The 12456-nt window shown below is 51.3% G+C and carries 12 protein-coding genes; all 12 read right to left on the bottom strand.

Features of this window, described 5'->3' with window-relative positions; translation table 11 throughout:
- Positions 1-25: 25 nt before the first annotated feature.
- The 12 genes from FYJ78_RS09370 to aroA all read right to left on the bottom strand — a co-directional run bounded on the left by FYJ78_RS09370 (position 26) and on the right by aroA (position 12427).
- Entirely contained in the window at positions 26-1300 is a 1275-nt protein-coding gene (locus tag FYJ78_RS09370) for a tRNA nucleotidyltransferase/poly(A) polymerase-related protein (RefSeq protein WP_154621131.1), read from the bottom strand.
- Positions 1301-1436: 136 nt separating this feature from the next.
- Positions 1437-2375: a homoserine kinase gene (thrB, locus tag FYJ78_RS09365; RefSeq protein WP_328597693.1), complete on the bottom strand. Its 939-nt coding sequence runs from the start codon at positions 2373-2375 to the stop codon at positions 1437-1439.
- 4 nt (positions 2376-2379) lie between these two features.
- A complete protein-coding gene (locus FYJ78_RS09360; RefSeq protein WP_154621130.1) occupies positions 2380-3678 on the bottom strand; it encodes a homoserine dehydrogenase in 1299 nt (432 codons plus the stop codon).
- 17 nt (positions 3679-3695) lie between these two features.
- The gene (locus FYJ78_RS09355; protein ID WP_154621129.1) at positions 3696-4142 is read right to left on the bottom strand and encodes an ACT domain-containing protein; all 447 of its coding nucleotides are present in this window, start codon (positions 4140-4142) and stop codon (positions 3696-3698) included.
- Between the two features lie 142 nt (positions 4143-4284).
- On the bottom strand, positions 4285-4881 hold the full coding sequence (gene plsY / locus FYJ78_RS09350; RefSeq protein WP_195847939.1) for a glycerol-3-phosphate 1-O-acyltransferase PlsY: 597 nt from the start codon (positions 4879-4881) through the stop codon (positions 4285-4287).
- Positions 4881-6209, bottom strand: a complete 1329-nt coding sequence (der, locus tag FYJ78_RS09345; protein WP_154621128.1) for a ribosome biogenesis GTPase Der — start codon at positions 6207-6209, stop codon at positions 4881-4883. The genes plsY and der overlap by 1 nt, the downstream gene beginning before the upstream one ends.
- Positions 6210-6265: 56 nt before the next feature.
- Entirely contained in the window at positions 6266-7660 is a 1395-nt protein-coding gene (locus tag FYJ78_RS09340; protein WP_154621127.1) for a DUF512 domain-containing protein, read from the bottom strand.
- Between the two features lie 118 nt (positions 7661-7778).
- The gene (gene rpsA / locus FYJ78_RS09335) at positions 7779-8822 is read right to left on the bottom strand and encodes a 30S ribosomal protein S1 (RefSeq protein WP_154621189.1); all 1044 of its coding nucleotides are present in this window, start codon (positions 8820-8822) and stop codon (positions 7779-7781) included.
- A gap of 2 nt (positions 8823-8824) precedes the next feature.
- Positions 8825-9652, bottom strand: a complete 828-nt coding sequence (gene ispH / locus FYJ78_RS09330; RefSeq protein WP_154621188.1) for a 4-hydroxy-3-methylbut-2-enyl diphosphate reductase — start codon at positions 9650-9652, stop codon at positions 8825-8827.
- Positions 9653-9805: 153 nt separating this feature from the next.
- Positions 9806-10420 (bottom strand): lysophospholipid acyltransferase family protein, encoded by a 615-nt coding sequence (locus FYJ78_RS09325; RefSeq protein WP_154621126.1) that lies wholly within the window; start codon positions 10418-10420, stop codon positions 9806-9808.
- Between the two features lie 9 nt (positions 10421-10429).
- Positions 10430-11083, bottom strand: coding sequence for a (d)CMP kinase (gene cmk, locus FYJ78_RS09320; protein WP_154621125.1), 654 nt, complete (start codon positions 11081-11083; stop codon positions 10430-10432).
- Between the two features lie 45 nt (positions 11084-11128).
- Positions 11129-12427 carry a 3-phosphoshikimate 1-carboxyvinyltransferase gene (aroA, locus tag FYJ78_RS09315; protein ID WP_154621124.1) on the bottom strand — a complete coding sequence of 433 codons (1299 nt, stop codon included), beginning with the start codon at positions 12425-12427 and terminating at the stop codon, positions 11129-11131.
- Positions 12428-12456 lie beyond the last annotated feature (29 nt).

The following is a 12456-nucleotide window of genomic DNA, read 5'->3' as shown; positions in this document are numbered from 1 at the left end:
TTTCAGATTGCGTGGTTCTGATGTCTTAATTATAGCTACTTTCCGAAGATTTATCAATATTTCTTCCGGATACCTCCCGGACCAGAAAATCCCGGTACACGCAAATCTGACGGTCAAGGAGCCATTTCCCCACTTCATGACCGCGTATTTCCCTCGGACAATCTCTTCCGTTAACCGTATGCATCCGTTCTATTATCTCCTCTGCCCGTTCAAGATAAATGGGAAGACTATGATGGTCCGCCCGAATGACCGCACAAAACTCCGACAGCGACAGGACGGATCGTTCCGCGTCCAAAAGAAGGCGGACAATTTTCCCCGCCTTTGTCAGACGAGGCGCCCGCATATGCTGCCGGATAAGAAAAACGCCGCCCTGCATCCAGTTTCGCGGCAGCGTCATCCGCCTGTTCCATTTCTGTAGCACATCCACCCCTCTCTGTTCATGACCATAATGATGCGGTTCCATATCCCGCGGTGTTGTTCCCTTGCCCAAATCATGAACCAGCCCGCAAAATCGCGCCAGTACAGAAGGAGTATCCTTAGCGACTTGATCCACAACCATCATCGTATGGCAATAGGCATCGCCCTCAGGATGAAAAGCAGCGGGCTGGGTCCTGCCAATGAGAGCTGCAATCTCCGGAAAAGTAACCGACAGCAAATCAGCGCGCCGCAGCATTTCAAAAAAAACAGATGGTTTCTCGGTCTGCAGAGCGCGTTTCAATTCGCCCAGCAAGCGTTCCTGCGGTTCCTGCGCCAATTCGTCCCGACAGGACCGCATGAAAGCAATGGTCTCTTCTGTAATGGAAAACTGAAATGCTGCAGCCTGCCGGGCAGCCCGCAAAGCGCGAACCGGATCCTCACAAAAATGCGCCGAAACCGCGCGGATACGCCTTGCCCGGATATCCTTCCGCCCTCCGTAATAATCCAGGCATCGCCCAAAGGGAAGTTCGATAGCCAGACTGTTCATCGTAGTATCCCGGCGAAATAAATCTTCCTCCACCGTTACGGAAGGATCACTTTCCACTACAAAACCGCGATACCCGCTCCCCGCTTTATATTCCCGCCGGGCAAAAGCTACCTCACACTCCTTGCCATCTATATACACAAGGTAAACGGGAAAGGATCTTCCCACCTTCCGTGCCTCAGGAAATTGTGCAGCAAAATCCGATTCGGCCATTCCGGATATCATATAATCCTTATCATGCGGCGCCTCTCCGCGGAATTGATCACGCACCCAGCCTCCGACCAGAAAAGCCCGCCCTCCCCGGTCGCGCACCTTCCGCACAAATTCGTTTTCCGTCATGATGGTTCCTTCTTTCGCAAAGAAACAGCCTTTCTCTCCAAGGATGGCCCGGGAATCAGCAGAAAACGCCATCGTCTCTATCTGAACCGAACGCTGCAGAGGGGTTCCTCTGTTTCATCCTCGAAGGGAAAGGCCTTCAATGATTATTCTTATTCACAATATGTGCTCCGCGGCTGTCCAAATCCAAAGTAAAGATTCTGGCACGAACGCCATGACGATGAAACATGTCCTGCATGGCCTTTCCCACCGCTTCTTCACAGTGCCGACGCTCCAGGGTATAGGCGATAAGACACGGTCCTGCACCGCTGAGACTGGCTCCCAGAGCCCCGGCTTTACGCGCTGCGGCAAAGACATCATACATTCCGGGAATCAGCCGCGCACGATACGGCTGGTGCAGGGCATCGTCAAACACATGGTGCAAAAAGCGATCATTTCCCCGGCAAAGCGCAGCAACCATCATCGCTGCCTTGCCAATATTCCGGACAGCATCTTTCATCGGGACCTGCGCGGGAAGCACCGATCTTGCTTTGCGCGTCGAGAGCGGAAAATCTGGTACGGCAACCACAAGGCGCAAACGCGACTTCGGCATAAAGCTGAAACATTCCACTCTTCCGTCGGTCACTGTACTTACCGTAAACCCGCCGAAAATCGCCGGCGCAACATTATCGGGATGCCCCTCGATCTCCGTCGCAAACTGCAGAAGCTCCCGGCGGCTGAACCGATTGCCAATCAGGACGTTGGCGGCTTTCAGCCCCGCTACAATAGCGGTTGCACTGCTTCCCAGGCCTCGGGACAACGGCACATGATTCCGCATGCGGATCACCGCCCCCCGATATTCCTTATCGCGCCCCGCCTTTCCGAGCAAATAGCGAACGGAACGCCAGACGATATTCCGCTTGTCACAGGGAATATTTTCTTCGCCTTCGCCGTGGACAGTAATGCTTAATCCCGGTTCCTTCAGCAAGGTAAGCTCCAAATCGTTATAAATGGTACACGCCAGTCCAATGGAATCAAACCCCGGTCCGCAATTCGCGCTGGTGCCGGGAACACGTACCGTAATACTCTGACTGCTCACAGCCTTACCCCCGTTCCTTTTCCACACGAATCACGCTGCGGATTTCATCAACCACAGGAAGCCCGTTCAGCACATCCAGCGCCTGTTCCATCTGTTCATGCCGTACCATATGGGTAATCGCCACAATTTCTGCATGTTCGATGATATTGCGCTGAGTCTGAATGACCGATTTCAGACTGACGCCGGCATCGCCAAACGCTGTGGCAACAAAGCCAAGAACGCCCGGCTTATCATCGACCAGCAAGCGAACATAATACGACGATTCGGTTTCCTTCAGCGGGCACAGCTTCTTTTTCTCATAACAGGTACAGCGGACGCGGCCAAAGGTGTGATGAAGAATATCACGGGACACGTCGATAATGTCCGATACAACAGCCGATGCCGTCGGCAGGGAACCGGCTCCCTGTCCATAAAACATAGCCTCTCCAATCGCATTGCCGCGTACAAAAATCGCATTAAACACGCCATTGACCGAAGCCAGCGGATGATCCTCCGGCAGAAATACCGGATGAACACGCACATCCACTCCATGCTCCGGAGAGTCCTTGCCGACCGCCAGCAACTTAATGACATAGCCCAAATTCTTCGCATAATCGATGTCAGCCGGCGTAATTTTCGTGATTCCCTCCACTGAAACGTCCTTGAGCTCCACCCGCGTATTAAAAGCCAGCGAAGCCAGAATAGCCGCCTTGCGGGCCGCATCAAGCCCATCGACGTCTGCCGACGGATTAGCTTCAGCATATCCCTTTTCCTGTGCTTCCTTCAATACCGTATTGTAATCACTGCCGCACTCGGTCATCTTGGTAAGCATATAATTCGTTGTTCCATTGACAATGCCCATAATTTCCGTCACCTTATTGGCAGTCAGGCACTGCTTGAGCGGCGTAATGATAGGAATTCCGCCGCCGACACTGGCTTCAAACAAGAAATCTACATCCTGCCGTTCTGCCATATCGAACATATCCTTGCCGAACTGTGCGACGACATCCTTGTTGGCCGTAACCACGCTTTTTCCGGCTTCCATAGCACGAAGCATATATTCACGGGCCGGATGAATACCGCCCATCAATTCCACAACGACATCGATCTCCTCATCGTTGAGAATATCTTCAATTTTATCCGTTACCTGATAGGATGCAAGCTCCGGGCGCGCTTTCCCCAAAGTACGAACCAGCACCGTCTTCAGCTGGATCGGTGCGCCGACACGCTCCGTAATCTGCCGACGATTCATTTCTAGTACCTTGACCACGCCAGACCCTACTGTTCCAGCTCCCAGCAAGGCAATCTGAATAACTTTTTCCATGCGGCGCACCTCCCTTCTTACGATTGCCCCAAAACTTCAAGCCGCTTGACGCCATCAACCATGCGCAGCTTGTCCAACAGGGCCTCAAGATCAACACTCAGGTTTGCCGTTTCAATGGATACCGTAGCATTGGCCACGCCCTGCAGCGGGATTCCCTGATTGATCGTCATGACGCTTCCCGAATCTGCGGAAATGGTATTGAGCACACTGGAAAGAACGCCTTTCTTATGCTCGAGCAGAAAGGTCAGCGTCACAATTTTGTTCTGGCTGGCCTCGTAAAACGGAAAAACATAATCCTTATACTTATAATAAGCACTCCTGGACAATTCCATCTTTTCCACTGCTTCATTGATGGTACGTGCGTCGCCCCGCTTCAGCATTTCCTTGACCTTGATGGTTTTTTTTATCGCTTCCGGAAGGATTTCTTCACGGACAAGGAAAAAACCGCTCTTCTGATCATTCATATATTACGCCTCCAATGGATAAAATTCTACTGACAAAAGATAGTATACCATAACATGTGGACTTGCGCCAATATTTTTTTACAAATGTCCATCACATCTGTAAAATAGGGAGTCATAAATCGATTGTCTGTAACAATTTATGTCAATGATGTCCCGCCTTGATCTTACTCTCGGTTCCATTCAGCAGACGATGGATGTTCGCATGATGACGGACGATGACAAAACATGCAGCCACTGCGCCAAATGCAATGTATTCAAACGGATATCCGCCAACGCCCGCCAGAATCGGAACCAATGCCGCGGCGGCAATCGATGCCAGAGACACATAGCCCGACCATTTTACCAGCACCAGCCACACCAAAAAGACAAACAGTGCGGTCAGCGGCATCAGCATGACGATCACCCCCAGGCCGGTTGCCACGCCTTTCCCACCTTTAAATTTCAAAAAGATCGAGCAGGAATGACCAAGTATAGCAAAAACACCGGCCAGAACCATAACTAGCGGCGTTCCTGCCATGGCACAGGCGACCCAGACGCTCAGCGCGCCCTTGAAAAAATCCAGCAGAAAAATCAGCAGTCCCGGCCCCTTTCCAAGTGTCCGCCAGGCATTGGTTGCTCCGATATTATGGCTTCCATGCTCCCGAAGGTCAACATGCCAGATCAATTTGCCAAGCCAAAGCCCATTGGGAATGGAACCGAGAAAATATGCCGTAAGACAGCTGAAAAATGCCAGCTCCATTACTCATCCTCCTCCGTGCGCGCACGTACAATCAAACGAATCGGCGTTCCCTCAAAGCCATACATTTCACGCAGACGGTTTTCGATGAAACGCAGATACGAAAAATGCATGAGTTCCGGGTCATTCACAAAGAGAATAAACTTCGGCGGCTTGATGTCCACCTGTGTCATAAACAGAATTTTCAGCTGCCGACCGCGATGCATGGGAGGCGGATTGACCGATACGGCATCACGTATCAGATCATTGAGTACACTGGTTTTGATACGCATAGACTGCTGCTCTGCCACATATCTCACAAGTTCGGTCACACGATTGATGCGCTGGCCGGTCAGCGCCGAGGTGTAAAGAACCGGTGCATATTGCAGGAAGCCGATCTCCTCGCGGAGTTCCTCTGTAAACCGCAGCGTGGACTTATCATCTTTATCCGGATAAATATCCCACTTATTGACCACAAGGATTACGCCTCGTCCAGACTCATGCGCATATCCAGCGATTTTTTTATCCTGCTCTGTAATCCCTTCCGAGGCATCAATCAGCATGAGAACCACATCGGCCCGGTCAATGGCGCGCAGGGAACGCATGACGCTATAGCGTTCCACCGGTTCATCGATCTTGCCGCGCCGGCGCATACCAGCCGTATCGATGAGCATGAATTTGTTTCCATCCTTGACAAAATGCGTATCAATAGCATCGCGCGTCGTACCGGCTATATCGCTGACAATCACGCGCTCTTCCCCCAACAGTTGATTGACCAGTGAAGATTTGCCGACATTCGGGCGGCCGATCACCGCAATGCAAATCTCATCTTCCTCTTTTTCTTCCGCCTTCGTTTGCGGAAAAGCCGCCACAACAGCATCCAGCAGATCGCCTAGATTCATAGCGTTGGAAGCAGACAGCGCAATAGGATCGCCGAGTCCAAGCTGATAGAATTCATAGGCATTCACAGCCAGCTGCGGACTGTCGATTTTATTGACTCCAAGGACAACCGGTTTTTTCGCGCTGCGAAGCATCCGTGCCACTTCTTCGTCCGCAGTGGTCAGCCCGGTACGCCCGTCGACCAGAAAAAGAATCACATCCGCTTCTTCAATGGCAATCTGAGCCTGCTGTCGCATGGAACGCAGAATATGATCGCTTTCATCGAGTTCGATTCCCCCCGTATCGATCATCGTGAATTCGTGATTCAGCCATTCGGCATCGAGATAAATCCGGTCACGCGTAACCCCCGGCATATCATCCACGATGGAAATCCGTTTCTTGCCGATCTGATTGAACAACGTCGATTTGCCAACATTCGGACGGCCGACAATGGCCACTATGGGTTTGCTCATAAAATAACCTTCTTTCCCTATATCGTCGTATCATACGCTTTGATGGAACAACGCCGTCATTCATCAGACGGTTTCGTGTAACCGGCATTGCTCTGCCAGGTATAGGAACATTCCGCACCGCGGTCTTTGTGATAATGAAGCCAATCCGTCAATGCCCGGCGATAATCTCCGCCTGACCGAACCACTTCAATCCGCGCCTCAGGAAAAGCCGCCTTCATCTCCGACAACGAAACATCGTCCAAAAAAACATCTTCACCGGAGCGCAGTGCAGATTCCGGCAGCAAAATACCATCCCGGCGGCCCGGCATGGCCTGCAGACGGGCTATGATATCGCGTGCCGTCAGCAGCCCGGACACATTGACTGTATGTCCAAAATAATCATTGGCTACCGGTATGATCCGTATCGTCAGATTGCGTTTATCAACCGATTCCGCCAGCTTCCGAAGCACAGGCGCTACTGCCGTCCCCGTTACCACATCGAGACATATCGGCTCATCATAAGGCAACTCAGAAGGAACCGTTTTTCCCCATTCCTCGATAAAGTTCCGCGTCAGGCCAATGCCATTGTCCAGCTGCGGGAACCCATCATAATAATCCGCCGGCGGAACATCGCGCCCCGCCAAAAAATAAAATTCATCGCCAAGATAGAAAAAAGTCCGGCCATCCTCCCGGCGCATTTTTTCCTGCCAGGGTTCTACGGCATCGATCACCCTGGCCGCTCCGGCCGCATCGAACTGCGCAAGGGGAAACGGATCATTCCGATATTTTGTAATGCCGACAGGGACCACCGCCATGGATAAGGCATGCGGACGGCGGGCCGCTACTTCACGGATGGTGCGCTCCAGCTCTTCCCCATCATTTAAGCCGCTGCAAAGCACCACTTGCGTATGATAATCCGCGCCAGCTTGTTCCAGACGATCAAGCTGCTCTGCGATCGCCGCGGCCTGACGGCAGCGGAGCATTTGTGCGCGAAGTTCAGGATTCATACACTGCACAGATACATAAAGGGGAGAGAGATGAAATTGTTCGATGCGCTTGAAATCATGGGGGCCCATATTCGTCATGGTTACAAAATTGCCATAAAGGAACGACAATCGGTAATCATCATCCTTGATGGAGAGACTGCTGCGCATATTGGGGGCAATCATATCCACAAAACAAAAATAACAATGATTGGCGCAGCGGCGAATCCCATCAAAAACGGCAGAAGAAAACTCTACGCCAAGTTCCTCATCAAAATCCTTATCAAAGGAAATCACTTCCCGACTCCCGTCACCATGCTCGATCTCCAAATCGATTTCCTCATCGGCCATGGCAAAGCTGAGATCGATAATATCCCGCAGATTCTGTCCATTGACTGACCAAATTTTATCTCCCGGCACCAGCCCCAGCTCTTCAGCCAGGCTGCCTGGATATACACGCAGGATAGTTCCCGCATATTGCTTGCTCATCTTCTTATACTCTCTTTTATGCCCTCTATCTGTCAACCCGTTCATTCAAAAACAAAGGAGTGATGCATAATCATCACTCCTCTGAGTTTCTTCTATCTAATTGATGATTGAAAATCCATCAATCCTTCGCTTTCGTGATAGAAAGCGAAATGCGCTTACGCTTCATATCGATGCGCAGGATCTTCACCTTGACGATATCACCGACATGAACCGCTTCATCTGCACGCTCAATGCGTTTCTCAGCGAGTTCGCCCATCGGGATCAGGCCATCAAAGCCCGGCTCGATTTCCATGAATGCGCCAAAGTCTGTCAGCTTGATGACCTTGCCTTCAATGATGTCGCCTTCATTATATTTCTCTGCATTATCCAGCCACGGATCGCGCATCGTATCTTTCACGGAGAGGGAAATGCGTTTTGCATCCTTATCCACGTTCTTCACATACACATCGAGTTCCTGACCTACTTCCAGAACATCCGACGGATGCTTTACGCGATGCCAGGCCAAATCAGAGATATGTGCCAGTCCATCTACGCCGCCGATATCGATGAACGCACCATAGTCCACAATGCGTTTGACCGTACCGCGAACCGTCGTTCCAGCCTCAAGCGTAGAGAAAACTTCTTCTTCTTTTTCTGCACGCTCAGCTTCCAGCAGCTTGCGGCGGGAAAGAACCAGACGCTGCTTATGCACATCAATTTCGATGATCTCGCATTCCACAGTCTGGCCGACATATACGGACAAGTCCTTCACAAAATGAAGTTCCATCTGAGAAGCAGGAATAAAACCACGCAGACCGTTAACCGAAGCGACCAGGCCGCCCTTTACTACCTGATTGACCTGCGCCTGTACCGTTTCGCCGCGCTCCTGAACAGCTTCCATTTCCTTCCAGGCAACCATGCGGTCAGCCTTTACTTTGGAGAGGATGCCGCCATTGTCGCCGCCGAGGGAAACAACATAAACATCGATTTTATCCCCGACCTTTACAACATCTTCTGCCGACTCCGGAGCCGGATAAGCCAGCTCGCGCTTGGGGATGGCAATCTCCTGCTTGTATCCGATATCCACATAAGCCTCATCACGGTTAACCTGGATAACCGTACCTTCAACAACGGTGCGCTCCTGAATATCCGGCATGGACTCCTGTGCTAACAACTCTTCCATATTCATCTGTTCTGACACTTTTTATATACCTCCTTGATAATCCAGTCAGGCGTAGAAGCGCCCGCTGTAATACCAATTTTTTCAATTTTATCAAACCACCCGGGCTGCAGTTCATCTGCCGTCTCGATGTGATAAGTCTTGCATTGTTTTGCACAAAGCTGTGCAAGCCTCGTTGTGTTGGCGCTGTTTTTCCCACCAATAACCAGCATCACATCAACGTTTGCCGCCAGTTCCATAGCTGCGGCCTGCCGCTGATCTGTCGCCGTGCAAATCGTGCGCAGGACCTTAATCTCTCTGGATTTCTCCACGAGATGCGTAACGATTTCCCGAAACTTACCGCCCGAGAACGTCGTCTGACACACAATCCCCAGCTTTGCCCACGTCTTCAATGCATCAGCCTCTGCAGTCGTTTCAATAATTTCTGCCTGACCGTTTGACCATTCAAAAATACTCTTGACTTCAGGATGTTCCCGTTCGCCAATAATGACGACATGATATCCTTCCTCAACCAACAACTTTGCCGAAATCTGTGCTTTTTTTACATGTGGACAGGTAGCATCAACAATGCCCAGTCCGCGGCGCTCTGCCTCGTCATAAACCTGAGGACCGACACCATGTGATCGAATAATCACGGTTCCATGTCTCAGCTCGTCCAAACGATCAACCGACCCTACCCCTTCCCGTTTCAGACGTTCTACCATCTGCGGGTTGTGAATAATCGGTCCCAACGTACAGGCAGTGCCATCCGCAGAAGCATTTTCTCTGGCAATCGTTATAGCGCGCTTCACACCATAACAAAACCCCAGATAATCCGCCAAGATGACTTCCAATATATCAACCACCATGTTTTATATTTCGCCAATCCGGATAAAAATGATCCGTTTTCGCAAATCTAATATACAGTCTAACATATTATCTTCATTCAGGCAAACAATTTTTCGCGGTTTATCGATTTTTTTCGTTCCCATTCATAAAAACAGAGTTCAAACACATCCATTCCCATGAATGATTGTCTCTTTCATCGCAGCAATATGATCCATAACCGATTGGGAAAACGCCGCCAAATCTTCCTTATTCCTCGGGTCTCCCTGAAAACGGATCGGTTCACCGTAAATGACGCGCAGCTTTGGCAAAAAATGTCCGAAGGAAAAAATCTGATTGGTTCCGATCACGGCAGCCGGAACCACCGGAGCGCCTGTCATAGCGGCAATAAGTCCGACCCCGGCCTCTGCTTTATGTATATGCCCATCCCGGCTGCGTGTCCCCTCGGGAAAAAGTCCAAGGCATCGTCCCTCTTTCAGGACTTTGACGGCCGCTTTGATCGCACCCCGATCCGCCGCACCGCGATGGACCGGAAACGAATGGCACGCGGTAATGACGCGGCCAAAGACCGGGATGCGAAAAAGCTCTGCCTTTGCCATATAACTAACGGGACGGGACAGGAAGGACGCCACAAGAGGAGGATCCCAGTTGCTCATATGATTTGCGGCAAGAATAACAGCTCCCTCCCGGGGAAGATGTTCCTGCCCTTTGATCTCTGCACGAAAGAGCACACGAAAGAAACAAGAAAAAGCAACACGAAGAAACGAATAAATCATGATACCACCTCACTGACACAGATTCAGGATACGTGCAACCACCTCATCAATAGAAAGCCCCGTCGTATCCAGCAAAACCGCATCATCCGCCTGCACCAGAGGAGAAATCTCACGTTCGCTGTCCGCTTTATCGCGGGCGGCAATGTCTTTTTTCAATGTTTCTAAAGCGATGTCATACCCTTTTTCTTTCATCTCTTTCCAGCGGCGGCGCGCTCTTTCTTCAATCGATGCCGTCAGAAAAATTTTCACATCGGCATGAGGCAGGACATTTGTGGCGATATCCCGGCCATCCATAAGAACAGCCCCCCGCTTCGCCATCTTTCGCTGCAGATCCACCATCTTGGTACGAACCGGACCAAGTGCTGCCACACGTGAAACCACGGCACTGACTTCGGGCGTACGGATCGCCGCACTGACATCTTCTCCATCTACCGTAACGGTTGTCCTTCCTTCTGCATAATGCAGATCGACATCAATATCCCGGATCACTTCCAGTATTCGTTCATCTGTAACTTCCTGCTGTTGCAGGACCTTCCATGCCACAGCGCGATACATCGCACCTGTATCGATATAAGTATATCCGAGCTTTTTGGCAGCCAGCTGCGCCACCGTACTTTTTCCGGCTCCAGCAGGCCCATCAATCGCAACCACTAAACGTTTCAAAATCCTTTCCCCCTAAGAAGTATTCCACCCGCAGATAAAACAAACTTAACACAATCCGGCCAGCGTTTCATAGAATTGCGGATACGAGATATTCACACACTCTGGCCGGCGCAGGACAGCGCCCTCCCCGGCCATACCGAGCACAGCCAGGGACATAGCCATGCGATGATCATCATAAGAAAACACCTCCGCCTGCTGCAGCGGGCGTCCGCCATGAATGATCAAACAATCCTCAACCCCCTCTGCCGCCCCCGGTGCCAGCTGATTAAACTGATCAACGATGGCCTGCAGGCGATCTGTCTCCTTAACGCGAAGTTCTCCCGCTCCGGTAATCACTGTGTCGCCATCAGCAAATAAAGCAGCCACAGCAATGATCGGAATCTCATCAATCAGACGCGGCATAATCTCTGCGCCAAAAGAAACGCCATGCAGAAAACTCGACTCCACTCGAATATCTGCCGCCTCTTCGCCTCCGCTTATCCGCCGGTTCCGGATTTCAAGCTTTGCGCCCATCGCTTTCAGAACATCAAGGATACCGGTACGCGTCGGATTGACCCCGACATGATTCAGCAGCAGGCTGCTGCCCGGCACAATCGACCCTGCTACCAGCCAATAAGCCGCAGAACTGATGTCTCCCGGAACATGAATGGATTCCGGTGTCCGAAAGGTCCGGACCGGATGAATCGTAACAGAATTCCCCTCGCGCTCCACTTCTGCACCAAAAGCTTCCAGCATCTGCTCAGTATGATCACGCGACCGGAACGGCTCAATGACGGTCGTATTGCCATCGGCATACATCCCAGCCAGCAACAAAGCGGATTTAACCTGAGCACTGGCTACGGGGCTTTGATACGTAATCCCATGAAGTTTTTCCGCTGACGGTACAACCGTGATCGGCAGTTTCTGATTCTGCTGGCGCCCATAGATGCAGGCCCCCATCCGTGTCAGAGGTTCGATAACCCGGCCCATCGGGCGATGATGCAGAGAGGCATCCCCCGTAAACGTAGTCAAAAAGGGCTGCGGCGCCAGAATCCCCATCATCAACCGCAAAGTCGTCCCGGAATTTCCGGCATCAATAATCCCGGCAGGCTCCTGAAGTCCATGCAGTCCATGGCCGGTCACCATGAGTTCCCCCTCATTCAGAAAGCGGACTTCAGCGCCAAGCGATTTCATACAGGCCGCTGTCGACAAACAGTCCTGCGCATGCAAAAAATTCGTAATATGAACCGGCGTATCCCCCAATGCGGAAAACATGACGCTGCGATGCGAGATCGATTTGTCACCCGGAATATCAATCGTTCCATGCAGGCCGCCTGATGCTTTTGCTATCTTTTTCTTATCCATTCTACCAGCTTCCTCTCCAAGCATATCCT

This window comes from Wylensekiella montiformis, assembly GCF_009697385.1.
GTDB lineage: Bacteria > Bacillota > Negativicutes > Selenomonadales > Selenomonadaceae > Selenomonas_A > Selenomonas_A montiformis.
The sequence above is the reverse complement of the archived record's forward strand: the minus strand, read 5'-3'. Positions and strand labels throughout refer to the sequence as shown.